Origin of the sequence: Corynebacterium otitidis ATCC 51513 (assembly GCF_000296405.1) — a bacterium.
Taxonomy (GTDB): domain Bacteria; phylum Actinomycetota; class Actinomycetes; order Mycobacteriales; family Mycobacteriaceae; genus Corynebacterium; species Corynebacterium otitidis.
Map to the genome: position 1 here is coordinate 208855 of NZ_JH815194.1, position 26275 is coordinate 235129.

The following is a 26275-nucleotide window of genomic DNA, read 5'->3' on the forward strand; positions in this document are numbered from 1 at the left end:
GCGGCCGCCCGCGGCCGCCGGGCCCGCCGCCGAGGGCGCGGGCCGGAAGCCGTCGGCGGCCTCGTCGAGCGTGAGCCACGAGTGCTGGATGCCGAGCCCGGTGGCGGCGACGATGACGGCGCCGAGAACAAGCGGCACGGCCGCGAGGGCGGCGAGCAGCCGCCCGGTCATGTCCCTCATGGCGCTCAAGTCTAAACCGGCAGGGCAGCCAGGCCTGGCCCGGACGCGGCTGAGCGCGTGCTGATAGCGTAAGAGGGGTTTGTAAAGCCCTACATATTAACCAGCCGACAAGGATTGTGTGAGTTTTCGTGACAGTCGCGATTGTCGTCGCGCTAGCCGTCGGCGCGGTGGTGGTGTCGCCGCCGGCGGTGCGACTCTTCGATAGGAAGGCCGGGTGGCCGCTCGCGGCGCTGCTCGCCGCGGGGGCGGTGACGCTCGCCTCGCAGCTCCCCGGGATTCTCTCCGGCGAACCCTTGGTCTTCGAGTTCACGTGGGTGCCCGACGCGCTCGGCTCGGGCGCCGACCTCGACTTCGCCCTCAAGGCCGACGCGCTCGGCGCGTTCTTCGCGCTCTTGGCGTTGAGCATCGGCACGGTCGTGTTCGTCTACTCGGCGGCCTACCTCCCCCGCGGGGAGGGCAACACGAGCTTCTACACGATCATGACGGCCTTCACCCTGTCGATCGTGCTGCTCGTCCTCGCCAACGACGTGGTCGTGCTCTTCATCGCCTGGGAGCTCGTCTCCCTGGCGTCGTTCATGCTCATCGCCCGCTCGGGCTCCTCGGGCGAGCGCGGCTCGATGCGCACCCTCGTGCTCACCTTCTTCGGCGGGCTCACGCTCCTTGTCGCGCTGATGATCGCCGCGACCCAGGCGGGCACCACCCGCCTGGACGCAATCCTCGCGTCCGACGTGTGGGCCGAGCGCGCCGGGGTCGCGACAGCGGTCGCGCTGCTCGTCGCGGTCTCCGCGTTCACGAAGTCCGCGCAGCTGCCCTTCCACTTCTGGCTGCCCGAGGCGATGGCCGCGGCGACGCCGGTCTCCGCGTTCCTCCACGCCGCCGCGGTCGTCAAGGCCGGCGTCTACGTGCTGCTGCGCTTCTCCACGGTGTTCTCCGACGTGCCGGCGTGGAACTGGCTGCTCATCTGGGTGGGCATCGTCACCGCCGTGGTGAGCGCGTTCTTCGCGATCCAGAAGACCGACATGAAGAAGCTCACCGCCTACTCGACGGTGAGCCACCTCGGCTGGATCGTCGCGACCATCGGTGTGGGCACCCCGCTCGCGCTCGGCGCAGCGGTCGTCCACACGCTCGCGCACGCGCTGTTTAAGTCCTCGCTGTTCATGCTCATCGGCGTCGTCGACCACGAGAACGGCACCCGCGACATCGCGCGCCTCGGGTCGATCTGGCGGAAGATGCCCTTCACCTTCGCCTCCGCGGCGGTGGGCGTCGCCTCCATGGCGGCGATCCCCCCGACCTTCGGGTTCGTCTCCAAGGAGGGCATGCTCGAGGCGTTCCAGGACGCGCCCGTCGGCGCGGTCGGCGTGGGGCTGCTCCTCACGCTCGCCGCGATCGGCGCGCTTCTTACCTTCACCTACTCGGCGAAGTACCTCGTCGGCGCGTTCATCGACCCGGCCCGCGACCCCGACCGCGACGAGCCCGAGGTCCACGAGGCGCCCGTCTCGCTGTGGCTGCCCGCCGCGCTGCCGGGGCTGCTCTCCCTGCCCGTGGGGCTCGCGCCGTGGCTGCTCGACGACGTCGTCGACGCGGTCGTCGCCTCCACCGGCGCGGAGGCCCACACCCACCTCTCGCTGTGGCACGGCATCACCCTGCCGCTGGTGATCTCCGTGGTGGTCATCGCGCTCGGCGCGGTCGGCGTGGCCTTCCGGCACCGCATCTGGGCCGCGGTCGAGGGCGAGCTTCTGCCGTTTAGCGGCAACAGCCTGCTCAAGCACGTCAACCGCTCGTTCACGCACGTCGGCCGCCCGCTCGCGAAGCTCGCCGACTCGTTTAGCCCCTCGCGCCACATCGTGTGGCCCGTCGGGCTCGCCGTCGCGCTCGTCGCCGTCACGCTCTTAGCGGGCCCGGGCATCGACGGGGTGAGCCTGCCAGACTCCGGCGGGGAGTTCACCACCGCCACCGACGTCGTGCCGCTCGCGATCGTCGCGATCGCCGTCGTCGGCCTGGCGATCAGCCACAGCCGGCTCACCAGCGTCGTGCTGCTCGGCGTCGCGGGCGTGGGCGTCACCCTGCAGATGCTCATGCTCTCCGTGCCGGACGTGGCTCTCACCCAGCTGCTCGTCGAGGCGATCGTCGTCGTCATCTTCATGCTCGTCGTGCGCTACCAGCCGCGCTCCTTCCCGCGGCCCAGCCGCGCCCGCGCCGCCCGCTCGGCGATCATCGCGCTCGCCGCGGGCGCGGCGGCGTTCATCGCCGTGTGGGCGATGATGGGGCGCAACGGCCGCTCCGAGCTCGCGCAGTGGTACCTCGACAACGCCCCCGCCATCACCGAGGGCGACAACATCGTCGCGACGATCATCGTCGAGTTCCGCGCCCTCGATACCCTGGGCGAGCTCTCCGTGCTGGGCATGGCCGCGCTGGTCATCACCTCGGTGGTGCGCTCCGCGCCGCGGATGCCGTTCTTCGCCGGCACCCGCCCCAACCCGCTCGGCCAGTCGCAGCTCAACTCGGTGCCCATGGCGAAGGTTTTCACCCTGCTCGCGCCCGTGCTCCTCGTGCTCAGCGTCATCGTCTTCTGGCGCGGCCACGGCGACCCGGGCGGCGGGTTCATCGCCGCGCTCATCGCCGCGGCCGGCATGATGCTGCTCTACCTCGCGCAGGGCCGCGACTCCATCCTCTTTAGGCCCTCGACGCCGATCTGGCTCGTGGCCGTGGGCGTGGCGCTCGCCGTGGCGACCGGGCTCATCGGCTACGCCGAGGGCTCCTTCCTCAGGCCCCTCTACGCGCACGTCGGCGACGTGCACTTAACGACCTCGCTGCTTTTCGACGGCGGGATCTACCTCGCGGTCGTGGGCATGCTGCTCGCCGCGATCAACGCGCTCGGCGGCTACCTGCGCCCGGGCGTCGGCTCGGTCGAGGAGCTCGACTACACCCGCGTCGGCGGTCCGCTGCCCGACACCCCGGCGCTGAGCTTCCCCGAGGAGATCACCACCGCCGACCACCCGGAGCCGTTCTCCCCGACGCGCAGCGCCAACGACGGGGGACCGGAGCGCACCGACCGCCGCGGCGCGGTGTCGCGCACCCCGGGCCGCGAGACGATCCCCGGAATCGACACCGCCCGCCTCACCGACGCGGGGAAGGAGGACTAGCACCGTGTTTCTCGCTCTCACCATCGGGCTGCTCGTTGCGGGCGGGGTGTACCTCGTCCAGCAGCGCGGGCTCGTGCGCGTGGTCATGGGCATGCAGCTCATCGCCCACGCCGCGAACCTCATGATCCTCACCGCCGGGGTGGGTGAGCTGCGCGGCGAGGCGTTCCCCGACCGCGCGGACTTAGACGTGGCGGGCGACCCGCTGCCGCAGGCGTTCGTCCTCACCGCGATCGTCATCTCCATGGCGATCACCTCGATCCTGCTCACCGTCGCGGCCGTGGGCCGCAGCGACGACACCGAGGTCCAGGACCCGGTCGCGATGAGCGGCCGGCGCCCGGTGCGCTCCCCGCTCTCGACGCTGGGCCGCTCGACGCGCACCACCGCCGACGAGCGCGCCCACGAGGAGGCCGTCGCCGAGGCCCGCGCCGAGGAGACCGCCAACTGGAAGAGCAACAAGCCCGCCTGGGAGCTGCCCCCGGCGGGCGAGCCCACCGACCAGACGCCGAAGGGAGACCGCTAGATGGAATCGCTTCTATCCCTCTTCGTCGTCGTCCCGCTGCTCGCGGGCGCGGCGGCGGCGATCCTGCCGTGGCGGTGGGCGCGCGACACGCTCCACATCGCGGTGCCGGCGCTCTCCGCCGTCGCGGGCGGGCTCGTCTTCGCGCACACCGCCGCGAACGGGACGATCGCCCACAACATCGGGCTCTTCCCCGGCGGCGTGGCGATCCCCTTCGCCGCGGACGCGTTCACCGGCGTGATGCTCGTGACCACCGGGCTCGTCGCGGCGACGGCGAACTGGTTCGCCACCGCGAACGGCGACACGCGCTCGCAGTTCTACCCGGCGCTCTCCCAGATCCTCATCACCGGCGTCAACGGCGCGCTTCTCACCGCGGACCTCTTCAACTTCTTCGTGTTCATCGAGGTCATGCTCCTGCCCTCCTACGGGCTCATCGCCATGACCGGCACGTGGTCGAGGCTCGCGTCGGCGCGCATGTTCGTCGTCATCAACCTCGCGGCCTCGACGATGCTGGTCGTCGGCGTCGCGTTCGTCTACTCGCAGGCCGGTACCGTCAACATCGCTGCTCTCGAAGGGGCGGCCGCCGGCGGCGGGCCGGTGACGGTCGCGATGGGGCTGGTCATCATCGCGGTCGCCGCGAAGGCCGGGGTCTTCCCCGTGCACACGTGGCTGCCGCGCACCTACCCGGGCACCTCGGCGGCGGTGATGGGGCTGTTCTCCGCGCTGCACACCAAGGTCGCCGTCTACATGCTCTTTAGGATCTACACGACGATCTTCGACCTCGACGACCGGTGGAACACCCTCATCGTCGTCGTCATGGTCGCCTCCATGCTCGTCGGCTCGCTCGCCGGCCTCGCGGAGAACTCCATCAGGCGGGTCATCGCCTACCAGATGGTCAACGGCATGCCGTTCATCCTCGTCGTGCTGGCGTTCACGAGCGGCAACGAGCGCCACGCGCTCGCCGCGGGCGTGCTCTACATGGTCCACCACATGGTCACCGTCGGCGGGCTCATCCTCGCCTCCGGCGCGATCGAGGAGACCTACGGCACGGGGCTCATCAAGCGGCTCTCCGGGCTCATGCGCCGCGAGCCGCTCATCGCCGCGATCGTCGCCGCCGGCTCCTTCTCGGTCGTGGGGCTGCCGCCCTTCTCCGGGCTGTGGGGCAAGGTGCTCGTCGTCGGCGCCGTCGCCGAAGAGGCCAGCTGGCGCTCCTGGCTCGTCATCGTCGTCATCGTCGTCGCGAGCTTCGCGGCGCTGCTCGCGATGCTGCGCGTCTGGCGCAAGGCGTTCTGGGGCCACCCCATGCAGGACGTGCCCGAGAACCTGCGGATCAAAACGAGGCTGATCTGGCCCTCGCTCGTCCTCATCGCCGTCTCCGCGGGGATGTTCGTCTTCGCCGGCCCGCTCGTCGAGGCGCTCCTCACGGCCACCGACGGGCTGCTCGACACGGCCAACTACGTCTCCGCGGTGCTGGGCGACAGCGCCGCGATGGGAGGTGCCTAGTCATGCACGTGCTGCTCTACATTCCCTGGCTCATCAAGGAGATCTTCGCCGCCGGGTTTAAGCTCGCGTACCACACCCTCAAGCCGGGCAGGTACTTCCGGCCGGTGATCATCTACTACCCACTTCGGGTCACGACCGCGTGGCAGGTCTTCTGGTTCTCCACGTCGATCACCGTGACGCCCACGACCCTGTCGATGGGGCTGCGCGAGCCGGCCCGCGACGGGGAGCCCTACACGCTCATCGTCCACGTCCTCGAGGGCCAGGACCCGTCGGACGCGATCGCCTCCCTCGCAGAGATGGAGGAGCGCCTCAACCCCAAGGTCAAGGGCATCGACCACGGGGTGCCGGGCCAGGGCGACCACGAGACGCTCGACGAGCGGTACTACCTCTATCCCGATCCCCTCGAGGAGGACAAGCTGTGAGCCCCTTCGACATCGTCTGCACCGTGGCCATCGCGGTCATCGCGGTGGCGCTGCTCTCCGCGGTGGTGCTCATGTTCAAGACGAACAACGTGCTCAACCGGGTGGTGCTCTCCGACATGGTGTTCTACTCGATGGTGTGCATCTTCGTCGTGTGGACGCTCACCACCGCCACGTCCATCGGCTTCGAGGTCGCGCTGCTCAGCGCGCTCGTCGCCGGGGTCCTGCCGACCATCTCGCTGAGCAGGATCGTGTCCCGGGGAAGGAGGTAAAAGAATCGCCATGGCCCTCTACGAGATCATCGCCTCGGCGCTCGTCATCCTCGGCGCGGCGCTCATCGGGATCAACGCGATCTCCCTGTGGCTGTGCCGCGGGCCGATCAGCCGCGCCAACGTCCTCGGGCTCACCGTCGGCGTCGCGCTGCCGATCCTCGTGGCCGCGCAGCTCGTCGTCCAGTGGGGCGAGAACGGCTTCGTCGCCCGCGACTTCATCTGGGCGCTGCTCACCATCGCGGCGCTGTGGATCGTCGCGCCGGTCGCGTCGTTCTACCTCGGGCGCAGCCTCTACGCCCGGGAGGTCGACGACGCCGCCCACAAGGTCAGCGAGGAGGACGGCTCCGAGCCGAGCCGCTTCTAGACATCACTCCAGGGCGGCGCCAACCGAGGCGCCGCTCCCCTCTCCCCGCCCCGCGCGCCCGCTGGCGCGCGGGGCGGACGTGTGCGCCCGCTGTTTCTTCTCAGCTCAGACGTGCGGCGACGGCCGGCTTCCAGGAGCGGTTTTTCGACGCGCCGGACCACCAGGTGTACCCCACGAGCAGCACGATGCTGCTCCCGCTTCTCAGCCGGATAACCAGGGGCGCGCCAATCGATTCGATAAAGCCAAACGACGGAAAGCCGCCGCGCAGCCCGCCGGCGGCGACACGCCCGTATTCGGGGATGAATCCGCGTTCCACGGCGACGACCTCGCCGCGCCGAACGGTGCGCCACCCGCAGAGCTCGATCCGGTCGTCGGCGAGGGCGACGGCGCCCCGGTGGGGAAACAACAGCTTCTGGTTAACAAGCCCCACGAGACGCCGGCGCACGCTATTGCGCTGCAGCTCTGCCGTGGTCGCGCCCAGGTAGCTGTCGCGGAGCACCGGTTGCGGGCCGGCGGGACCGACGACAGTCATGGCCGAGGACTCATATCTAGACGGATCGGACTGAACGGAGTCGCGGCCGTCCCGACGGCGGCCGTCTCGTCGCCGCGCGACCCGGCCGGCAAACACGTGCACTGGATGGTTCTTGCCGGTTCTCGGAAAGCCGATGTACCGAGCTCGTCGTATTTGGTTGCGCTCATCGTTCCAGCCCAATCTCCTTCACCAGGTCTGGGGGCCGAGAACAACCACTCAGAGCCTCGTGTTTTCGCGGGTTTATGTACTCACACGTTATGGGCGGCGCGGGGCTTATGACATCGCCCAGGCAGCTAGAAACCGGATCGGCCGGTCGGCCTAGAGGGCGCTTACGCGCTAGCGGTCTAGTCCTCGTCAGCAGCGAGGCCGGCGTCGTGGCCGAGCACCGCCAGCTGGACCCGGTTATCGATGCCGAGCCGGCCGAAGATGTGCCCGAGGTGCGCCTTCACCGTCGCCGCGGAGAAGTACAGCCGCCGGGCGATCTCAGCGTTGGTGAGCCCCTCCACAACGCAGGCGACGACTTCGCGCTCCCGGTCGGTGAGCACAGCTAGCCGCTCCCAGGCCCGGTTGCGCCGCGCGTTTTCCGGGTTGTCGCGGTAGCGCTCGAGCAGCAGCCCCGCGTGGCGCGGGGAGAGGATCGTCCGCCCCGCTGCGGTCTCCCGCACGGCGCCGATGATCTCCTCCGGAGGGGCGTCTTTGAGGAGGTAGCCGCTCGCCCCCGCGTCCAGGACGCCGAGCACCAGTTCGTCCGCGTCGAAGGTGGTGAGCGCCAGCACCCGAGGCTGGTCGGCGCCGGCCGCGAGCTCAGCGGTAGCCACACGCCCGTCGGTGCCCGGCATCCGCAGGTCCATGAGCACCACGTCGGGCCGGGTGCGGGCAGCCGAAACCACGGCTTCCTGCCCATCCGCGGCCTCGGCGACGGGGACGATGTCCTCCGCGGCCTCGAGGATGAACCGCAGGCCGGCGCGCACCAGCGGGTCGTCGTCGACGATGAGCACCCGGATCATCGATCCTCCCCCGCTGTCGTCACCGGATCCGGCCAGGGCAGCTCCGCGCGGACGACAAAGACGGAGTCCTCCTCGAACGCGACGAGCCGCCCTCCGGCCCTGCTGGCTTGTCGTTGCATTCCCGCCAGCCCGCGACCGCCCGCGCGGAGCGCGGCGCGACGCGGGGCCTCGGCCACGGCGTTGCGGCACTCGATGCGCAGGCTCTCCCCCGGGCCGCCGGAGAGCACGACGCGCACCGGTGCGCCCGGGGAATGGCGGTGGGCGTTGGTCAGGCACTCCTGGACGATGCGGAAAGCCGCCCCCGCGGTCTCCGGAGGCAGCGCGGCACCTGCCTTCAGGCGATCGTCGACGAGATCCACTGCGGCGCCCGCGCGCCTGCTTTCCGCCACCAGACGACGGATGCCCGCCGGTCCCGCGCTGGAGGTGGCGCGGGGATCGCCCGCGGCCTCACTCCCCGCCTCCTCGAGTGAACCGATGACGACGCGCAGTTCGTCGAGCGCGTCGCGGGCGCTGCGGCGAAGCAGGCGGGCCTGCTCGGCCACAACCTCCGCCCCGTCGCCGGCGTGGAGCTCCAGCCCGCCGGCCTGCAGCGCCACGAGAGAGAGCTTGTGGCCCAGCACGTCGTGCGCGTCGGCGGCGATGCGGGCGCGCTCCCTGAGCACCGCCTCGGCGGCGCGGGCGGCGCGCTCGGCCTCCGCGTGCTCGGCGCGGGCCCGCAAACTATCGGTCAGCGCGCGGCGGGTCGAGACGAAGGCACCCGCGGCGTAGGGAACGGCGACGATCGCGAGCGCGTTGAGCGCCCAGCCGACGAGCCCACTCGTTGCGTCCAGGTCGATACCCTCGATCGAGACGACCCGCTCGCCGCGGGAAGAGACTATTGCGAGCAGCCCCACGGAGACCCCTGCGGCAACGAGAGCCCCGGCGCGGGCGCGCCGAACCCCGAGGTTGAACAGCGCCGGCACGAGCAGCGCCTGGGTGGCGAGCGCCGTCATCGCACACGCGCAGGCCACGAGGAGATACGGGAAGCGGCGCCGCCACAGGCTCGCCGCCGCGGCGAGCGCGCCGAGCGCAAGCACCCCGCCCCGTTGCCAGCCGGTGGTCTCCGCGGCGGAAAGGAGGCTGACCGCGGCGATGGCGACGACGTACGCGCCGCTGCGCGCCCAAGGCGCGGCGCGTAGCCCGGCTGGCTTTGTCGTCACCGCCCCACCACCGCCCCGTGTGTCTCGGCCGGCGGGCGCCTCGCGCGCTCACCGGCAGGTGGGACCAATCCTAGCCAGCTGCCGGCAGCAAGGAGGGCCGCTCTAGGCCGGCGCCTCAAGATGAGAGCAAGCCCGCCAGTGCCTCGGAAGCCGGCGCAGACGCTGAAAAAACGGGCCCCGCCCCGGCCGTGGTGGCCGGGCGGGGCCCGCCTCATGCGCTAGCCCGGGCTATTCGCTATCCGGGCGACGAGCGAGGAGACCTTAGTGGTTCTTGCGCTCGTTCTCCTCCTTGACGCGCTTGCCGAGGTCCTCGTCGACCTGGCCCCAGTACCAGTAGACGCGCTCCTCAACCTCGGGGTCGAGGTTGGCCATCTTGTTGGTGATGTTGTGGATGAAGCGCTCCTTCGCCGCGTCGTCGTAGACGTTGCGGTAAAGGTCGCCGGCCTGGGAGAAGTCGTCGTCGGCCTCGTGCTTGACGTATGCCCAGCGGCCGATGTCGGTGTTCTCCGGGTCGGGGTTGTGGATGAGGTCGTCGGCCGGGCCGTAGGTCTGGCCGGAGCCGGAGTCCTCGCCGTTGTCGAGGTAGCCGGCGCCCTTGCCGTAGCCGTTCGGGCTGTAGACCGGGTCGCCGCCGTCGTTGAAGATGTAGTTCATCGGGCCCTCGTGGCTGTACGAGTGGCGCGGCACGATCGGCTGGTTGACCGGGAGCTGCTGGTAGTTCGGCCCGATGCGGTAGCGCTGCTGGTCCGCGTAGGCGAAGATGCGGCCCATGAGCATCTTGTCCGGCGAGAAGCCGATGCCCGGAACGAGGTTCGAGGGATCGAGAGCGATCTGCTCGATCTGCGCGAAGAAGTTCCGCGGGTTCCGGTTGAGCTCGAAGTAGCCGACGTCGATGAGCGGGTAGTCCTTGTGGGACACGACCTTGGTGACGTCGAAGATGTTGGTCTTGTAGGTCTTCGCGTCCTCGAAGGGGATGATCTGGACCTTGACGTCCCACCGCGGGTAGTCGCCGCGCTCGATGGCCTCGTAGAGGTCCTGGCGGTGGTAGTCGGCGTTCTTGCCGGCGACCTCGGCGGCCTCCTCGTCGGTGAAGTTGTGGACGCCCTGCTGGGAGATGAAGTGGTACTTCACCCAGAAGGCCTCGCCCTCGGCGTTAATCCACTGGAAGGTGTGGGAGCCGTAGCCGTTCATCTCCCGCTGGGTGCGCGGCGTGCCGCGGTCGCCGAGCAGGTAGGTGACCTGGTGAGCCGACTCCGGGGTACGGGTCCAGAAGTCCCACTGCACGTTGTCATCGCGCAGGCCCGAGCCCTTCACGCGCTTCTGCGAGTGAATGAAATCGGGGAACTTGATGGGGTCACGGAGGAAGAACACCGGGGTGTTGTTACCGACGATGTCGTAGTTGCCCTCGGTGGTGTAGAAGCGCAGCGCGAAGCCGTGCACGTCGCGCCACGTGTCCGGGGAGCCCTGCTCGCCGGCGACGGTGGAGAAACGGATACCCATGGGGGTGACCGTGCCGGGCTGGAAGAGCGCGGCCTTGGTGTACTTCGACACGTCGTTGGTGACGTGCAGCTCGCCGAAGGCGCCGTTGCCCTTGGCGTGCGGGGTACGCTCCGGCACGCGCTCGCGGTTAAAGTGAGAGAGCTTCTCGATGAGGTGAATGTCGTTGAGGATGACGGGGCCGCCCTGACCGGCCGTCACGGAGTGGTTCTCCGAGGGGACCGGGGCGCCGTTGTGGCGGCGGGTCGGGCCCTCCTCGGTCTTCCGCAGCCCGCGGCTGAGGATGTCGTCGATGTTCTGGTCGTTGGCCGACATTGCTGCTGGCAACCTCCGAATTCGAGAGTTAACGTGACGTCTGTGATAGCGAGGTTACGGAGATAACAGGGCGCCGCTCAAGCTCAGCGGAAAATTTCAACCTTTCGTACTACCATTGCACTAAGTTCACCTAATCCTTACGAAGGTAAGGCTATTTAAGGAATTGGGATCGTGAGTCTTCATTCCCGCGCCGACGACGAGGAGATCACCCGCCTCGCGGTGCGCGCCGGCCGTGGCGATCGCCGCGCACTGAGCGCGTTCATCCGCGCCACGCAGGACGACGCCTGGCGCCTGCTCGCGCACCTCGCGGGGCGCCAGCAGGCCGACGACCTCACCCAGGAGACCTTCCTGCGCGTCATCAACGCCCTGCCGCGTTTCGCGGCGCGCTCCTCGGCGCGCACCTGGCTGCTCGCGATCGCTCGGCGCGTGTGGGTCGACAGCGTCCGCAAGGACGTCGCCCGCCCCCAGGATCGGGCGGCCGCCGACGAGGACGCCGTGCGCCGCGTGCCGGCCCGCGGCTCGGACGAGCAGTCGATCTCCGAGTGGCTCGACGTGCGCCGGCTGATCGACGAGCTCGCGCCCGAGCGCCGCGAGGCGCTCATCCTCACCCAGATCCTCGGCTACAGCTACGAGGAGACCGCGCGCATCACCGGGGTGCGCCTCGGCACGGTGCGCTCCCGGGTGGCCCGGGCGCGCGGCGACCTCATCGCCGCCCGCGCCGCCGCCGAGAGCCCCACGACGCGCGCCTAGCCCGGGCCGGCGGGCCCCGCGGGGCCTCGCGGCGGGGCTTCAGTTACTCCTTCGCCGAGCCCTGGGACTGCCCGGCATCTGTCTCCTCCGGGGCGCGGAACTGCTCCTCGCTCGAGGCGGTCTCCCGGCCGCGCTTGTCGATGTAATCGCTGAAGTCGTCGATGTCGTCGAAGATCGGCTCGTAGTCGAGGTCCGAGTCGTTGGAGAGCGCCTCCTCGACCTCGTGGACCATGGAGACGATGAGCTTGCGGTTCGCGATATTCGACTTCCTCGTCGCCCGCTGGAGCTCCGCGCGGTCGCGGCGGGTGTACTGCTCGCGCGGGTCGAGCCGCTTGGTGACGAACTGGTAGATCCGCCGGCGGCGGCTCGCCTCGGTCGTGATGACCGGCCGGCCGCGCAGCCACCCGACGATGAAGGTGAGCAGCATGATCAGGCCCAGGTACCCGAGGATCGGGAACATGACGTTCACGAGCCGGTCGAAGGGGAAGAAGCTGAAGCCGAAGGCGATCACCAGGGAGATGAGGTAGGTGATCCGGAAGCGCTCGGTGTGGCGACGGGTGAGCCGCTTGCCGAGGGCGTAGAAATCGCCGACCGCGGTGTTGAGGATCATGAGGAAGGACACGATCGCCATAAACAGGCCCATGGTCGGGTGAATATTCGTCAGCACCGACAGCATCGGTACGTCGTCATCCTTGACCTCGGCGACGTTGAGGAAAAGGGTCAGCGTCGCGACGGCGAGAAGAATAGTGAAGATAATTCCGGCGAGCACTCCGCCCAGGCCCGCGGAACGGGTATCGAGATTCGTGCCGGTGATGACGACCACCATCGCGGCGCCGGCCATGAGGTTGAGGCCCACGTAGTTGATGGCGGCGAGCCACCACGTCGGCGCGCCCAGCGGGTTATCGACGGAGGTGGCGTGCGGCTCGAGGGCCTGGAGGTCCCAGTCGGCGGTGGCAAACGTGTAGACCGCGGCGACGACGATGAGCACGAAAATGATCGGGGTGATCCCGCCGATGACGCGGGAGACCTTGTCGATGTCGAGCATGCCCATCACCGCGAGCAGCGCGACGAGCGCCAGAGAGCCGACCCAGGTGGGCCAGCCGAACTGCTGGTTGAGGTTCGAGCCCGCGCCGGCGATCATGATGAACCCCATGCAGAACAGGGTGAACATCGTCATCCCGTCGAGGAAGCGCGCGAGCCACGGGGTGGCGATGCGGTTGAAGACCGCGGTGTGCTCCCTGGCCTGGAGGTAGCTGCCCAGCTGCATGATCGCGATCGAGCTGATGATCATGACGAGCATCGCCAGGCCCACGCCCCACAGGCCCTTAAAGCCAAAGGAGACGAAGAACTGCAACAGCTCCTGGCCGGTGGCGAAGCCGGCACCGACGCACAGGCCGATGAGTGATAGGGCGACGATCCAGGCGTTCTTCCACACGGGGCGGCTCCTCAGTCGAGCGGGCTGCCGGGCCCGGCGGGGAAGCAAGCGAGTTCAGGCGCGGGGCGAGCGAGCGCCCCGCCGCGCGGGCCCTGGGTGCTAGATCTCATTAACTCTAGTGCATGGCCCTTGGCGCAGGGCGGCCGGGTTCCCTCGTTCGGCCGACCCCGCCCAGCCCCGGGCCCGGAACGGGGGATCTGGCTAGCGGCGCTTCCCCGGGCGCGCCTCCGCGGAGATGAGCTCGTCGACGAGCGCGTCGCTGGCGTCGTCCTTGTCCGCGTCGAGCTCGTTGAGGTCGCCGAACTTCGCTTCGTAGTCGAGGTCCGAGTCGCCCTCGAGCTCCTCCTCGACCTCGCCGACGAGGCTGATGAGCAGCTGCCGGTCGGAGATATTCGACTTCGCGGCGATCCGGTGGAGCTCCGCGCGGTCGCGGCGGGTGTACTGCTCGCGCGGGTCGAGCCGCTTGGCGAGCAGCCGGCGCACCCGGTTGCGGCGGTTCTCCTCGGTGGTGATGAGCGGGCGGCCGCGCACCCACGCCACGGCGAGCACGACGAACAGGACGATGCCGAGGTACCCGAGGATCGGGAAGACGACGTTGACCAGCCGGTCGAAGGGCAGGAAGCCGAAGATGAAGCCGACGCCGACGGTGACGAAGTACACCGGGCGGAACCAGTCGGGCTTCTTGCGGGTCATGCGCTTGGCCAGCGAGTAGAAGTTGCCGACCGCGGTGTTGAAGATCATCAGGTAGATGGTCAGCGCCATGACCAGGCCGACGATCGGGTGGATGCTGTAGAGCAGCGTGAGCATCGGGACGTCGTCGTCCTTGACGACGTCGACGTTGAGGAACAGCGCGGTCGTCGCGGCGAGCAGGAGCAGCGTGAAGACGATGCCGGCGATGAGCCCGCCGATGCCGGCGGCCTTGGTGTCTAGGCTCGACCCGGAGATCACCACGGCCATCGAGCCGCCGCACACGAGGTTGAGGCCCACGTAGTTGATCGCGGCGAGCCACCACTGCCCCGCGCCGAGCGGGTGCTCGATGGTGCCGGCGACCTGGCTGAGGCGGTCGATGTCCCAGTCGGAGTTAAAGAACGTCACGACCGCGCCGAGGATGATGAGCACGATGATCATCGGGGTGACCATGCCGATGATCTTCGAGACGCGGTCGACGTCGAGGAAGCCCATCCCGATGAGCAGGACGAGGAGAATTACCGAGCCGACCCACGTCGGCCAGCCGAACTGCTGGTTCAAGTTCGAGCCCGCGCCCGAGATCATGACGAAGCCCAGGCAGAACAGGCCGAACATGATCGCGTAGTCGAGGAAGGCCGCGACCGCGGGCGAGGCGACGCGGTTGAAGACGGCGGTGTGCTCCCGGGCGTGGAGGTAGCTGCCCAGCTGCATGATCGCCACCGAGCCGATGACCATGACCACCAGGGAGATGAGCACGCCCCACAGGCCGTTCAGCCCGAAGGAGACGAAGAACTGGAGAAGCTCCTGACCCGAGGCGAACCCCGCGCCGATGACGAGCCCGACCATTGCCATGGCAATGACGAGTGCTCTTTTCAGCATGTGTTTCTCAACTCCTGCACAACGGCGCGGCTCGAGCGCGGCGCTCGTCGCCTTCGGCACGCACTACCGTCGACCATCAGGGACGGGGTGCGGCGGGCAAGTCGCGCCGCGCGGCCCGGCGCCGTGGAAAGAATAACCAAAGCGTTCGGGAAGGTATGGCACGACTATACCGCGAGCGTAAAACCGCCCGCCCCGGGGACCCCGGGGCGGGCGGCGAGCAGGCGCGACGATGCGCAGGTGAAAAGTGAGGCGAGAGGGCTAGACGAGCAGCTCGGCGATCTGCACGGCGTTAAGTGCCGCACCCTTGCGCAGGTTGTCGCCGGCCACGACGAGGCTCAAGCCCCGGCCCTCGGGCGCGGTGGGGTCGCGGCGGACCCGGCCGACGAGGCTGACGTCGAGGCCCGTCGCGGCGAGCGGGGTGGGGATGTCGCGCAGCTCGACGGAGGGCGCGACGCGCAGCAGCTCCTCGGCGCGCTCGGGGCTGATCTCCTCGCCGAAGCGGGCGCTGATGACCATGGTGTGCCCGGTCATCACGGGGATGCGCACGCACGTGCCCATGACCTTGAGGTCGGGCAGCCCGAGGATCTTGCGCGACTCGTTGCGCATCTTCTGTTCCTCGTCGGTCTCCCCCGTGCCGTCGCCGGCGTCGTTGCCGGCAAACGGCACCGCGTTGTAGGCGATGGGCTCCGGGTAGGGGCCCAGGTCCGCGTCGATCGCGGCGAGCGGCTCGGTGGAGTCGATGAGGTTGACGTTGTTGTCGCCGATCTGGGAGACCTGCTTGGCGAGCGTCTCGACGCCGGCGACCCCGGAACCGGAGACGGCCTGGTAGGACGCGACGGTCAGCGCCTCGAGGCCGGCCTCGTCGTGGAGGGCCTTGATCGCAGGCAGGAACGCCATGGTCGTGCAGTTCGGGTTCGCGATGATGCCCTTGGGCGTGGAGTGGGCGCGCTCGGGGTTGACCTCGCTGACGATGAGCGGCACCTCGTCGTCGCGCCGGAAGGCCGAGGAGTTGTCCACGACCGTCGCGCCCGCCTTGGCGAAGACCGAGGCGTACTCCTTAGAGACCCCGGCGCCCGCGGAGAACAGAGCGATGTCGACGTCGGCGACGCTCTCCTCGGTGACGGTGGCGAGGTCCTCGACCTCGATGTTCTCGCCCCGGAACTGGAGCTCCAGCCCCGCGGAGCGCGCCGAGGCGAAGAGCCGTAGCCGGTCGACGGGGAAGTCGCGCTCCTCGATGATGCTGCGCATGACGCGGCCCACCTGCCCGGTGGCGCCCACGATCGCGACGTGAGCCATGGCCCTGAAACCACCCTCCTAGACGGTCGTTTGGTTGTCGGCTAGGCGCGGCCGTGCCGCTTACGGCGGGCCGGCGCTAGCGCCCCGTCCCAGCATAGACGACGGCCTCGTCCTCCCCGCCGAGCTGGAAGCGCTCGTGGATGGCGCGCGCGGCGGTGGCGAGGTCGTGCTCGCGGATGAGCACGGAGATGCGGATCTCCGAGGTGGAGATGAGCTCGATGTTGACACCACCGTCGCGCAGCGCCTCGGCGAAGTCGGCGGTGACCCCGGGGTGGGACTTCATGCCCGCACCGACGAGGGAGACCTTGCCTACCTGGTCGTCGTAGCGCAGGTTGAGCCAGCCCTTCTCCTCCTGCGCGGCGCGCAGGAGCTCCATGGCGCGCGGCCCGTCGGCCCGGGGGCAGGTGAAGGTGATGTCGGTGCGGTTGTCTTCGAGGGAGGAGATGTTCTGCAGCACCATGTCGATGTTGATCTCCGCGTCGGCGAGCAGCCGGAACACGCTCGCGGCCTCGCCCGGGAGGTCCGGGATGCCCTGCACGGTGACCTTGGCCTCGGAGTTGTCGGTGGCCACGCCGGTGAGAACTGCTTCTTCCATGGGAATATCCTCCATCGAGCCGGTAACGAGGGTGCCGGGGTCGTTGCTGTACGAGGAGCGCACCCGTAAGGGGACGCCGAAGGCGCGCGCGTACTCGACGCTGCGCAAAACGAGGATCTTGCTGCCGACCGCGGCGAGCTCGAGCATCTCTTCGAACGAGATGGTGTCGAGCTTGCGGGCGTTGCGCACGATCCTGGGATCGGCGGTGTAGACGCCGTCGACGTCGGAGTAGATCTCGCAGACGTCCGCGTTAAGAGCCGCTGCGAGCGCCACCGCCGTCGTGTCCGAGCCGCCGCGGCCCAGGGTGGTGATCGCGCTGGTCTCCTTGTTGACGCCCTGGAAGCCGGCGACGATGCAGATCTTGTTCTCATCGAGCGCCTCCTTCACCCGCCCCGGGGTGACGTCGACGATGCGGGCGTTGCCGTGGCGCTCGGTGGTGAGCACCCCGGCCTGGGAGCCGGTAAAGGACTGGGCCTCCGCGCCGAGGGACTCGATGGCCATGGCCACGAGCGCGTTCGAGATCCGCTCCCCGGCGGTGAGCAGCATGTCCATCTCGCGGGCCGGCGGCACCGGGGAGACCTGCGCGGCGAGGTCGAGGAGCTCGTCGGTGGTGTCCCCCATCGCGGAGCACACGACGACGACGTCGTTGCCCTGCTTCTTGGTGGCGACGATCCGCTCGGCGACGTTGCGGATCCGCTCGGCCGACTCCAGGGAGGAGCCGCCGTACTTTTGCACGATGAGAGCCATGGCGCTTCCCTTCACTCACCCTTCCCGCTTCGCGGCCGGCCGCCGCGGTGGTCACATTTAAGGGGCGTCCGGTTGGTCTAGCCCGGTTGCCTAGGCTACCGGAGCGCTCCACCACGGCACGCTTCGCCCGCCTCTTTTCGCCTCGAGCGTGGCATGCGTTACACTTAGCCCCATGATGCTGCAGGCTCGGATTCTTTTGGACTCGCTCCTTCCGTGCCGCGGCGGGATCCCAACCCCGATCGCTTGAGCAGACCCCGGTCGCGCCGGCGCCTAGATTCGGCCTAGCCCGCGACCGCCGCTCGAACGGCCAGCCCCCGCCGCGGAGAAGGTTGCGCCGGCCGGCGTGCCGCCTCGCCTTGATCGAGGCCCCACGAATCGCCACCTTTCCTTTGTCGGCCCCGTCGGGGCGATAAGGCACCGCGCTTGGGCGATCTCCCCTCCCCACCCCTGTGCCGCCCGGCGGCGCGCGTTAGTTTCTAGGACAGAACCGCGCGCCCCTTTTTCCCGGGCGCCGCCCGCGCCACTGTGCTCGGGCGCACCACGAGTTCCGATGAAAATAAGGAGCATCCCGCAACCATGACCTCCCCCGATCAGTCGTTCACCGCGCCGGCCTCGATCCGCACGCCCGACGGGGACCCCGCCCCCGGGCAGCCCGCGTGGAACAAGCAGCGCGGCTCGTCGATGCCCTATGGGCGCTACCAGTCCTTCGCCAACGAGGTCGAGCCGGTCGACCTCAAGGAGCGCACGTGGCCGGGCAAGGCCATCGAGCGCGCCCCGCTGTGGTGCGCGGTCGACCTGCGCGACGGCAACCAGGCGCTCATCGACCCGATGAGCCCGGAGCGCAAGGCGCGCATGTTCCAGCTGCTCGTCGACATGGGCTACAAGGAGATCGAGGTGGGCTTCCCCTCGGCCTCGCAGACCGACTTCGACTTCGTGCGCCAGCTCGTCGAGGAGGACCTCATCCCCGACGACGTCACCATCCAGGTGCTGGTGCAGGCCCGCGAGCACCTCATCCGCCGCACCTTCGAGGCGTGCCGCGGCATCAAGAACGTCATCATCCACTTCTACAACTCCACGTCGATCCTCCAGCGGCGCGTCGTGTTCCGGAAGGACCGCGCGGGAGTGAAGAAGATCGCCACCGACGCCGCGAAGCTGCTCAAGGAGATCGCCGCCGATTACCCGGAGACGAACTTCCGCTGGCAGTACTCCCCGGAGTCCTACACCGGCACGGAGCTCTCCTACGCCAAGGAGGTCTGCGACGCCGTCGTGGAGATCATGGATCCCAGCCCTGAGGACCCGATCATCATCAACCTGCCCGCCACGGTGGAGATGGCGACCCCGGACACGTACGCCGACTCGATCGAGTGGATGGACAAGAACCTCAAGCGGCGCGACTCGATCATCCTCTCGCTGCACCCGCACAACGACCGCGGCACGGGGGTTGCCGCCACCGAGCTGGCCTTGAAGGCCGGCGCGGACCGCGTCGAGGGCTGCCTGTTCGGCAACGGCGAGCGCACCGGCAACGTCGACCTGGTGACCCTGGGCCTGAACCTCTTCACCCAGGGCGTCGACCCGCAGATCGACTTCTCCGACCTGCCCCGCATCCGCGAGACCGTCGAGTACTGCAACCAGCTCGCCGTGTCCGAGCGCGTGCCCTACGGCGGCGACCTGGTCTTCACGGCCTTCTCCGGGAGCCACCAGGACGCCATCAACAAGGGCCTCGACGCGATGGCCGACGACGTGCACCCCGGCGCGACGAGCAACGAGGTCTCCTGGGAGGAGCTGCGCGACTCCACGTGGGAGGTGCCCTACCTGCCCATCGACCCGAAGGACGTGGGCCGCACCTACGAGGCGGTCATTAGGGTCAACTCCCAGTCCGGGAAGGGCGGGGTCGCCTACCTCATGAAGACCGACCACGGCATCCAGCTGCCGCGCCGCCTGCAGGTGGAGTTCTCCCAGGTCATCCAGGCCGTCACCGACGCCGAGGGCGGCGAGGTCAACTCGAAGACGATGTGGGACATCTTCGCCAACGAGTACCTCGACGCCACCGAGCCGCTCGACGTCGTGAGCTTCGGGGTCAACCACCCGAAGAACGAGGGCGAGCCCGTCGGCGTCGAGTCGCGGATCCGCTTCAACGGCGAGGAGCGCACCATCACCGGCGAGGGCAACGGCCCGTTCGCGGCGTACGCGAACGCGCTCGGGGGTTTAGGCATCGAGTTCTCCAACCTCGACTACGCGCAGCACGCGCGCAGCGCCGGCGAGGACGCCGACGCCGCCTGCTACGTGCTCGCGCGCGTCAACGGCACCGAGGCGTGGGGCGTGGGGATCAACACCTCCACCACCGCCGCGACGATCGCCGCGATGAACTCGGCGATCAACCGCGCCGCGAAGAACTAAGTAGCGCCCGGCCCGAGCCCGGCCGCCCAGCGGGAATCTTCCCCTGGCCGGCCGGGCTCGTTTTCTGTCCCGCGCCGGCCCCAGCATCGCGGCGCCACAGCCGCGGGCCGGACGGGGAAACTCCTCCCCCCTTTTTTCGGCTATCGCGGCTCCCGCCCGGCGCGAATCCTTTATTATCTGTGCGCAGGTCAGCGGGGCGAGGCGCAACTATCCGCTGAGCTACCGGGATCGTCTCGCACCCATAAGGTTCTTCGAAACTCTCATGCCGCGGCGGAAACGAGCGCGCGAACCTCTCTGGGGCTGCGTGGTTGGTCCACGTCAATTCTCGTTTTCTAGACGGTGGTGTGAAGTATGGGTCTACTGCGTTGGCTTCGTTCGCTCGCTTCCCCGGGCAGCAGCCCGTCATTCGGCTCTCAGAAAATCTACGAGTTCGCCATCGAGCTGACGCCGGCGGAATCGGGGCGCGCCGTCGCGCCGGCTCCGCCAATCGAGGCACCGACTCCGGCCGTTGCCGCGCCGGCCCCGGTCGCCGACGAGACGTTCATGCCGAAGTTCAACGGCCGCGACATCTGCGACTGGATCGACGACGTCAACAAGCTCAAGCGCACCGGCAAGCTTCCCGAGGCCCTCGAACTCGCCCAAGGCTGCATGGGCGCGATGGTCGCCGCCGCGCGGGAGAACTCCTCGAGCGTCATGGAGTTCTACGTCAAGCAGGTCGCGATCATTCAGCGCAAGCAGAAGGATTACTCCGGCGAGGTCGACACGATCGAGGCCTGGCTGGCGCTGGAGTTCGCGCCACCGCGCGAGGACTACCGCCTGGACCTGCAGAAGCGCCTGGCGAAGGCGCACGAGCTGCGAGCTAAGGAGCGTGGCGAGGACCCGAGCGAGTACCACGCCGAGTGGAAGCGCCTCGTCGAGCTCGAGAAGTCCCGCAAGGCCGAGCACAAGGCCACCACGTCGGCGCCAACGACGGGCAAGACCGCCGCGTCGTCCGAGCCGCCGCGGCGACGCACCCGGAAACGCACCGGCCCGGTCGCGCCGCCGGAGGTCCTCGCCAGCCCCTCGTTCGTCGCCGTCGACTTCGAGACCGCGAACAAGCAGGGCGGCGCGTCGGCCTGCAAGATCGCGCTCGTGAAGTTCGTCGATGGGAAGGTCGTCCGGCGCGAGAGCACGCTCATCAAGCCGCCGCCCGGCTACGACAAATTCGAGTTCACCCACCTGCACGGCATCTCGAAGCGCAAGGTGCGCAACGCGCCAATGTGGCCGAACCTCGAGACCTGGGTGTCCGAGTTTCACGCCGGGCTACCGGTATTCGCGCATAACTCGGAATTCGATCTCAAGGTGTGGCGGGACCTCGACTCCTTCTACGGGATCAAGACCGCCCCGGAGCACATGTTCTGCACCTACAAGACCGCGAGGAAGCTCGTCCCCGGTCTGAAGAACTACAAGCTGCCGACCGTAACGAAGGCGCTGGTTCCCGGCTTCCGGCTCATGCACCACCAGGCGGAATCCGACGCCGAGGCCTGCGGCCGGATCGTCATGGCCCTCCGGCCAGCGCAGTGAGGCGCGCCTTCGCGGACGGCAACCGCCCGCCGCGCGACGCGACGGGCGGTGCGGGCCTCGCAGCTGGCTAGACGATCTCCCCGCCGCGGTAGGACGCGGCGTCCGGGTGGCGCTTCGCGAGCTCCTCGACGCGGGCCACGACCCGGTCGACCTGGCTGCCGGCCGCGCCGATGAACGCGTGCCGGTCGGCGAGCGCCTCCTCTAGGGCGGCCTGGTCGAGCGGAAGCCTATCGTCCGCGGCGAGGCGCTCGACGAGGTCTTGCTCCCCGCCGTTCTCGCGCATGTTGAGCGCGACGGCGACGGCATTGTCCTTGATGACCTCGTGGGCGGTCTCCCGGCCGACGCCGGCGCGCACCGCCGCCATGAGGATGCGGGTCGTCGCGAGGAACGGCAGGTAGCGCTCGAGCTCCTTGTCGATCATCGCGGGGAACGCGCCGAACTCACGCAGCACGGTAAGGAAGGTCTCGAACTGCCCGTCGAGCGCGAAGACCGCGTCCGGCAGCGCGACGCGGCGCACCACCGAGCACGACACGTCGCCCTCGTTCCACTGCGTGCCGGCGAGCTCCGCGGCCATGGCGAGGTAGCCGCGCAGCACCACCTGGAGGCCCGAGACGCGTTCGCAGGAGCGGGCGTTCATCTTGTGCGGCATCGCCGACGAGCCGACCTGGCCCTTCTTGAAGCCCTCGGTGGCAGTCTCGTTGCCGGCCATGAGCCTGATCGTCGTCGCCAGCGACGCGGGCGCGGAGCCCAGCTGCACGAGTGCGGAGATCGCGTCGAAGTCCAGGGAGCGCGGGTAGACCTGCCCAACGGAGTCGAGGGTGCGCTCGATACCGAGGTGCCCCGCGATGCGCTCCTCGAGCTCGGCGAGCTTCGACTCGTCGCCGCCGACGAGGTCGAGCATGTCCTGGCTCGTTCCCATGGGGCCCTTGATGCCGCGCAGCGGGAAGCGCGCGATGAGCTCGTCCGCACGCTCGATGGCGGCGAGCAGCTCCTCGGCGGCGCTGGCGAAGCGCTTGCCGAGCGTCGTGGCCTGGGCCGCGACGTTGTGGGAGCGCCCCGCCATGACGAGATCGCGGTGGGAGACGGCGTGCTCCGCGAGGCGGGCCGCGATCGCGACGGCCTTGTCGCGCAGCGCGACGAGGCTGCGGTAGACCTGCACCTGCTCGACGTTCTCGGTGAGGTCGCGGCTCGTCATGCCCTTGTGGATGTGCTCGTGCCCGGCGAGCGCGTTGAACTCCTCGATGCGGGCCTTGACGTCGTGGCGGGTGACCCGCTCGCGGCGCGCCATCGACTCGAGATCGACGTCGCCGGCGACGCGCTCGTAGTCGGCGATCGCCTCTGCCGGAATGTCCACCCCGAGGTCGGCCTGGGCGCGCATCACGGCGATCCACAGCTCGCGCTCGAGCCGGACCTTGTGCTCCGGGCTCCAGAGCCGGGCGATCTCCTCGGAGGCGTACCTGCTGGCAAGGACATTGGAAATGCGCGTTGATTCAGCCACGACGGCCATTATCGCACCCCCGCACCCGGGCCGCGCGGGCGGCTAGGAGAGGTCGATGCCGGCGGCCTTGTCGCCGATGTCGCGGCGGTAGAAGGAGCCCTGGAGCTCGATGGGCTCGAGCGCGCGGTAGGCGCGCCCGCGGGCCTCGCCGAGGTCGCGACCCCGGCCGACGGCGCTGAGCACCCGCCCGCCCGAGGAGACGAGCCGACCCTCCTCGTCGAGGCTCGTGCCGGCGTGCAACACGTAGGCCTCGTCGGTGTCCTCGGGAAGCCCGATGATCGGGCGGCCCTTCGCGGGGCGGCCGGGGTAGCCCTCGGCGGCGAGCACGACCGTGACGGCCGAGCCGTCCTCCCACTTAAGCGGCGGCTGCTCGGCGAGCCGGCCGGTGGCCACCGCGTGGAGCAGCCCGCCCAGCGGCGTCTTGAGCAGCGAGAGGATCGCCTGGGTCTCGGGGTCGCCGAAGCGGGCGTTGAACTCGATGACGGCAGGGCCCTCCTCGCCCCACGCGAGCCCCGCGTAGAGCAGCCCGCTAAACGGCGCGCCGCGCCGGTTGAGCTCCTTCGCGACGGGCCTCGCGACCTCCTCGACGATGCGCTCGACCGCGCCGTCGGGCAGCCACGGCAGCGGGGCGTAGGCGCCCATGCCGCCGGTGTTGGGCCCCTCGTCGTTGTCATAGGCGCGCTTGTGGTCCTGCGCGGGCAGAAGCGGCACGACGGTCTCCCCGTCGACGAGGAGGAACAGGGAGAGCTCCGGGCCGGCGAGGAACGACTCGACGAGCACCGGGCTGCCCGAGCCGAGCACGGCCTCGATGTGCTCGCGGGCGGCCTGGCGGTCCTCGGTGACGACGACGCCCTTGCCGCCGGCGAGCCCGTCGTCCTTGACGACGAAGCGGGGCCCGAAGCGGTCGAGCACGTCGGAGATGTCGCGCTCCGAGGAGCCGGCGGTGAGCCCCTCCGAGTGGGCGGTGAGCACCCCGGCCTCGGCCATGACGTCCTTGGCGAACGCCTTGGAGCCCTCGATGCGGGCGGCCTCCTTCGAGGGCCCGAAGACCGAGAGCCCCGCCTCGCGGAGTCGGTCGGCGACGCCTGCGACGAGCGGGGCCTCGGGCCCGATGACGACGAGGTCGTCCGGCCCGAAGCCCAGCTCCTCGGCGAGCGCGACGAGCCCGCGGACGTCGTCGGCGGCGACGTCGTGGCGCCGACTTTCGGGGATGCCCGGGTTGCCCGGCGCGGCGTGGACCTCGGTGACCTCGGGGTCGGTTTCCAGCTTCGCGGCGATCGCGTGCTCGCGGGCGCCGCTGCCAACGACGAGAGTCTTCATGGCACCCCAGGGTAGCCCACCCCGCGGCCGTCGCGGGCCGGGCAGCCTCTCCCCCGCCGCGCGCCCGCGGCGGCGCGGCCGAGCGCCCCGCCCGGGCCGGGGCGCGCAGGTAGGATTCGGGCCATGAGTAGCGTGTTCAGCAAGATCATCGCCGGCGAGCTGCCCGGGCGCTTCGTCTACCGCACGGACACCGTCGCCGCGTTCCTCACCATCGAGCCGGTCGCCTACGGCCACACGCTCGTCGTGCCGGTCGAGGAGGTCGACAAGTGGACCGACCTCTCGCCCGAGCTGTGGGCGGAGGTCTCGAGGGTCGCGCGCCTGGTGGGCCGCGCCGTCGAGGAGTCCTTCGAGTGCGAGCGCGCGGGGCTGCTCATCGCGGGCTTCGAGGTGCCGCACGCCCACGTGCACGTCTTCCCCGCGAGCGACATGTCGGGCTACAGCCTCGCGGCGGCCTTGAGCCCCGACGAGACGGACGACGCGAAGATGGACGACGCGGCGGAAAAGCTGCGCCGCGCGCTCGGCACCGACTCGGACGGCCGTCCCGCCTAACGGCGCGGGCGCCGCTCCCGGCGCCCGGCGTCGGGGCTACTCGTCGGCGTCTGCGTCCTCGTCCTCGGCGAGCAGCGGCAGCCGGATGGTGAAGGTCGATCCCTTCCCCGGTTCGGAGTCGACGGCGATGCTGCCGCCGTGCTGCTCGACGAGGGACTTCGCGATCGCGAGCCCCAGCCCGGAGCCGCCCGAGGCCCTCGAGCGGGACTGGTCGGCGCGGTAGAAGCGCTCGAAGATGTGGGCGGCGTCCTCCTTGCTCATGCCCACGCCGTCGTCGACGACGCGGACGATGACCTCGCGGTCGCCGTTCTCGTCCTGGCCGCGCGCGAGCCGCACGGTGACCGAGGCGTCCTCCCCGCCGTGGCGCACCCCGTTGGTGACGAGGTTGAGGAGCACCTGGTGCAGCCGGCTCGCGTCGCCCTTGACGACGGGCACGCCCTCGGTGCGGTTGTCCAGCGAGATGCTGCGCTCGGGGAACGCGGCCCGCGCGGAGCTCACCACGGAGAGCCCCACCTCCAGCATGTCGACGGGCTTCAAGTCGAGGCGCTGCCCCTCGGCGCGGGTGAGCGCGAGCAGGTCCTCGACGAGCAGGCTCATCCGCTCGGACTCGGCGTCGATCTTCTCTAGCACCTTGTCGGCATCCTTGATCGCGCCCGCCCGGTAGAGCTCCCCGTAGCCGCGCACCGAGGTCAGCGGGGTGCGCAGCTCGTGGGAGGCGTCGCCCACGAAGCGGCGCATCTGCTCCTCGCGCTGGCGCGAGTGCTCGAGCGAGCCCTGGAGCCGCTCGAGCATGGTGTTCAGCGCCCGGGAGAGCTGGCCAACCTCGGTCTTCTGCGGCCAGCTGGGCACGCGCTTGTCGAGCTCGCCCGCGGCGATCTCGCCGGCGGTGCGCTCCACCTCGCGCAGCGGGCGCAGCGCCCGGTAGGCGAGGTAGTAGGCCAAAAGCGCGAGGATGACGAGCACGATCGCGCTGATGATGAACTGCACGACCATCAGCCGTGCGAGGATGGAGTTCTCCTGCTCGAGGGACTTCGCCACGACGGTGGTGATGCCCTCGTCGCGGCGCACGATCGTGCGCCACTGCTCGTCGCCCGGCGCGGACGCCGCCGACGGCAGCGTCTCGATCGCGCCCTCGGGCGGCAGCTGGTCGAGGCTCGGGGTGCCGTGCGAGCCGTTGAAGAGCACGGTCGAGCCGTCGGGGAGGATCTTAATGACGCAGTAGTCGGTGGGCGGCAGCAGCTCCACGTCGCCGGCGCGGAACAGCCCGGAGTTGTTCGCCCAGCCGTCCATGGAGCTCTGGAGCTCCTCGTCGACGCGGCTGTAGATGACGTCGCGCATCGTCGAGGTGACCGCCAGCGAGCTCACGACGAGCCCCGCCCCGGAGATCGTCACGATGAGCACGACGACCCACACGCGCAGCGGCACGCGGCGCAGGTCGAAGGCGCGGTCGCTCTCCCCCGGGCCGCGGGAGCCGTCGGCGCGGCCGCCGAGCTCGTCGAGGCTCTCCACCGAGGCGCCGTCGATGCCCCAGCCGCCGTGGCGGCCCCAGACGCCCTCGGCGTCGCCGGCCTGCGCGCCCGCCCCCTGGCCGCGGTTGCCGAAACCCAGCAC

22 protein-coding genes are annotated in these 26275 nt (G+C 69.7%); 10 read left to right on the forward strand and 12 right to left on the reverse strand.

Features of this window, described 5'->3' with window-relative positions; all coding sequences use genetic code 11:
- Window positions 1-180: hypothetical protein (locus tag HMPREF9719_RS06365; RefSeq protein WP_004601167.1), on the reverse strand; the 180-nt coding region annotated here is incomplete at its 3' end.
- Between the two features lie 128 nt (window positions 181-308).
- On the opposite strand from HMPREF9719_RS06365, the gene HMPREF9719_RS06370 reads away from it, so the two are divergent.
- Genes HMPREF9719_RS06370 through HMPREF9719_RS06395 form a run of 6 tightly spaced genes read left to right on the forward strand, consistent with a single transcriptional unit; the run spans window position 309 to window position 6398 of the window.
- Window positions 309-3323 carry a DUF4040 family protein gene (locus tag HMPREF9719_RS06370; protein ID WP_004601168.1) on the forward strand — a complete coding sequence of 1005 codons (3015 nt, stop codon included), beginning with the start codon at window positions 309-311 and terminating at the stop codon, window positions 3321-3323.
- 4 nt (window positions 3324-3327) lie between these two features.
- Window positions 3328-3843, forward strand: a complete 516-nt coding sequence (locus HMPREF9719_RS06375) for a cation:proton antiporter subunit C (protein ID WP_004601169.1) — start codon at window positions 3328-3330, stop codon at window positions 3841-3843.
- Window positions 3844-5343, forward strand: coding sequence for a monovalent cation/H+ antiporter subunit D family protein (locus HMPREF9719_RS06380; RefSeq protein WP_004601170.1), 1500 nt, complete (start codon window positions 3844-3846; stop codon window positions 5341-5343). It abuts the gene before it with no gap.
- 2 nt (window positions 5344-5345) lie between these two features.
- Complete coding sequence (locus tag HMPREF9719_RS06385; protein ID WP_004601171.1) at window positions 5346-5765, forward strand: monovalent cation/H+ antiporter subunit E; 420 nt, start codon at window positions 5346-5348, stop codon at window positions 5763-5765.
- The gene (locus HMPREF9719_RS06390; protein ID WP_004601172.1) at window positions 5762-6034 is read left to right on the forward strand and encodes a hypothetical protein; all 273 of its coding nucleotides are present in this window, start codon (window positions 5762-5764) and stop codon (window positions 6032-6034) included. Before HMPREF9719_RS06385 ends, HMPREF9719_RS06390 begins: the two co-directional genes overlap by 4 nt.
- Window positions 6035-6044: 10 nt before the next feature.
- Window positions 6045-6398 (forward strand): monovalent cation/H(+) antiporter subunit G, encoded by a 354-nt coding sequence (locus tag HMPREF9719_RS06395; protein WP_004601173.1) that lies wholly within the window; start codon window positions 6045-6047, stop codon window positions 6396-6398.
- A 100-nt stretch (window positions 6399-6498) separates the two neighbouring features.
- Here HMPREF9719_RS06395 and HMPREF9719_RS06400 read toward each other — a convergent pair whose 3' ends face one another.
- From HMPREF9719_RS06400 to HMPREF9719_RS06415, 4 genes are all read right to left on the reverse strand, one after another.
- Window positions 6499-6930 carry a hypothetical protein gene (locus HMPREF9719_RS06400; protein WP_004601174.1) on the reverse strand — a complete coding sequence of 144 codons (432 nt, stop codon included), beginning with the start codon at window positions 6928-6930 and terminating at the stop codon, window positions 6499-6501.
- Window positions 6931-7274: 344 nt separating this feature from the next.
- Window positions 7275-7937 (reverse strand): response regulator, encoded by a 663-nt coding sequence (locus tag HMPREF9719_RS06405; protein ID WP_004601175.1) that lies wholly within the window; start codon window positions 7935-7937, stop codon window positions 7275-7277.
- On the reverse strand, window positions 7934-9136 hold the full coding sequence (locus HMPREF9719_RS06410; protein WP_004601176.1) for a sensor histidine kinase: 1203 nt from the start codon (window positions 9134-9136) through the stop codon (window positions 7934-7936). Before HMPREF9719_RS06410 ends, HMPREF9719_RS06405 begins: the two co-directional genes overlap by 4 nt.
- A 261-nt stretch (window positions 9137-9397) precedes the next feature.
- Window positions 9398-10948, reverse strand: coding sequence for a catalase (locus HMPREF9719_RS06415; protein WP_004601177.1), 1551 nt, complete (start codon window positions 10946-10948; stop codon window positions 9398-9400).
- Between the two features lie 171 nt (window positions 10949-11119).
- Between HMPREF9719_RS06415 and HMPREF9719_RS06420 the strand changes: the two genes are divergently transcribed.
- Entirely contained in the window at window positions 11120-11698 is a 579-nt protein-coding gene (locus HMPREF9719_RS06420) for a sigma-70 family RNA polymerase sigma factor (protein ID WP_004601178.1), read from the forward strand.
- A gap of 43 nt (window positions 11699-11741) precedes the next feature.
- Here HMPREF9719_RS06420 and HMPREF9719_RS06425 read toward each other — a convergent pair whose 3' ends face one another.
- The 4 genes from HMPREF9719_RS06425 to HMPREF9719_RS06440 all read right to left on the reverse strand — a co-directional run bounded on the left by HMPREF9719_RS06425 (window position 11742) and on the right by HMPREF9719_RS06440 (window position 17337).
- Window positions 11742-13133: a YkvI family membrane protein gene (locus tag HMPREF9719_RS06425; protein WP_004601179.1), complete on the reverse strand. Its 1392-nt coding sequence runs from the start codon at window positions 13131-13133 to the stop codon at window positions 11742-11744.
- A 201-nt stretch (window positions 13134-13334) separates the two neighbouring features.
- Entirely contained in the window at window positions 13335-14672 is a 1338-nt protein-coding gene (locus tag HMPREF9719_RS06430; RefSeq protein WP_244848202.1) for a YkvI family membrane protein, read from the reverse strand.
- Between the two features lie 285 nt (window positions 14673-14957).
- Entirely contained in the window at window positions 14958-15995 is a 1038-nt protein-coding gene (locus HMPREF9719_RS06435) for an aspartate-semialdehyde dehydrogenase (protein WP_004601181.1), read from the reverse strand.
- A gap of 76 nt (window positions 15996-16071) precedes the next feature.
- A complete protein-coding gene (locus HMPREF9719_RS06440) occupies window positions 16072-17337 on the reverse strand; it encodes an aspartate kinase (protein ID WP_004601182.1) in 1266 nt (421 codons plus the stop codon).
- Window positions 17338-17913: 576 nt separating this feature from the next.
- Between HMPREF9719_RS06440 and leuA the strand changes: the two genes are divergently transcribed.
- Together leuA and HMPREF9719_RS06450 are read left to right on the forward strand one after the other, a co-directional pair.
- A complete protein-coding gene (leuA, locus tag HMPREF9719_RS06445) occupies window positions 17914-19734 on the forward strand; it encodes a 2-isopropylmalate synthase (RefSeq protein WP_004601183.1) in 1821 nt (606 codons plus the stop codon).
- 543 nt (window positions 19735-20277) lie between these two features.
- Window positions 20278-21297: a 3'-5' exonuclease gene (locus HMPREF9719_RS06450; protein WP_004601184.1), complete on the forward strand. Its 1020-nt coding sequence runs from the start codon at window positions 20278-20280 to the stop codon at window positions 21295-21297.
- A 67-nt stretch (window positions 21298-21364) separates the two neighbouring features.
- Here the strand turns inward: HMPREF9719_RS06450 and purB are convergent, their stop codons facing one another.
- Complete coding sequence (purB, locus tag HMPREF9719_RS06455; RefSeq protein WP_004601185.1) at window positions 21365-22804, reverse strand: adenylosuccinate lyase; 1440 nt, start codon at window positions 22802-22804, stop codon at window positions 21365-21367.
- A gap of 33 nt (window positions 22805-22837) precedes the next feature.
- Window positions 22838-24115, reverse strand: coding sequence for a phosphoribosylamine--glycine ligase (gene purD, locus HMPREF9719_RS06460; RefSeq protein ID WP_004601186.1), 1278 nt, complete (start codon window positions 24113-24115; stop codon window positions 22838-22840).
- 123 nt (window positions 24116-24238) lie between these two features.
- Between purD and HMPREF9719_RS06465 the strand changes: the two genes are divergently transcribed.
- Window positions 24239-24664 (forward strand): HIT family protein, encoded by a 426-nt coding sequence (locus HMPREF9719_RS06465; protein WP_004601187.1) that lies wholly within the window; start codon window positions 24239-24241, stop codon window positions 24662-24664.
- A 36-nt stretch (window positions 24665-24700) separates the two neighbouring features.
- Here the strand turns inward: HMPREF9719_RS06465 and HMPREF9719_RS06470 are convergent, their stop codons facing one another.
- Window positions 24701-26275: a sensor histidine kinase gene (locus HMPREF9719_RS06470; RefSeq protein WP_004601188.1), complete on the reverse strand. Its 1575-nt coding sequence runs from the start codon at window positions 26273-26275 to the stop codon at window positions 24701-24703.

Bases quoted from the DNA above. Each gene is read 5' to 3' on its own strand.
- HMPREF9719_RS06415 (WP_004601177.1), bottom strand. From the start codon at position 10,948: ATGTCGGCCAACGACCAGAACATCGACGACATCCTCAGCCGCGGGCTG.
- purB (WP_004601185.1), bottom strand. From the start codon at position 22,804: ATGGCCGTCGTGGCTGAATCAACGCGCATTTCCAATGTCCTTGCCAGC.
- HMPREF9719_RS06430 (WP_244848202.1), bottom strand. From the start codon at position 14,672: ATGGCAATGGTCGGGCTCGTCATCGGCGCGGGGTTCGCCTCGGGTCAG.
- purD (WP_004601186.1), bottom strand. From the start codon at position 24,115: ATGAAGACTCTCGTCGTTGGCAGCGGCGCCCGCGAGCACGCGATCGCC.
- HMPREF9719_RS06440 (WP_004601182.1), bottom strand. From the start codon at position 17,337: ATGGCTCTCATCGTGCAAAAGTACGGCGGCTCCTCCCTGGAGTCGGCC.
- HMPREF9719_RS06465 (WP_004601187.1), top strand. From the start codon at position 24,239: ATGAGTAGCGTGTTCAGCAAGATCATCGCCGGCGAGCTGCCCGGGCGC.
- HMPREF9719_RS06385 (WP_004601171.1), top strand. From the start codon at position 5,346: ATGCACGTGCTGCTCTACATTCCCTGGCTCATCAAGGAGATCTTCGCC.
- HMPREF9719_RS06450 (WP_004601184.1), top strand. From the start codon at position 20,278: ATGCCGAAGTTCAACGGCCGCGACATCTGCGACTGGATCGACGACGTC.
- leuA (WP_004601183.1), top strand. From the start codon at position 17,914: ATGACCTCCCCCGATCAGTCGTTCACCGCGCCGGCCTCGATCCGCACG.
- HMPREF9719_RS06400 (WP_004601174.1), bottom strand. From the start codon at position 6,930: ATGACTGTCGTCGGTCCCGCCGGCCCGCAACCGGTGCTCCGCGACAGC.
- HMPREF9719_RS06380 (WP_004601170.1), top strand. From the start codon at position 3,844: ATGGAATCGCTTCTATCCCTCTTCGTCGTCGTCCCGCTGCTCGCGGGC.
- HMPREF9719_RS06405 (WP_004601175.1), bottom strand. From the start codon at position 7,937: ATGATCCGGGTGCTCATCGTCGACGACGACCCGCTGGTGCGCGCCGGC.
- HMPREF9719_RS06395 (WP_004601173.1), top strand. From the start codon at position 6,045: ATGGCCCTCTACGAGATCATCGCCTCGGCGCTCGTCATCCTCGGCGCG.
- HMPREF9719_RS06435 (WP_004601181.1), bottom strand. From the start codon at position 15,995: ATGGCTCACGTCGCGATCGTGGGCGCCACCGGGCAGGTGGGCCGCGTC.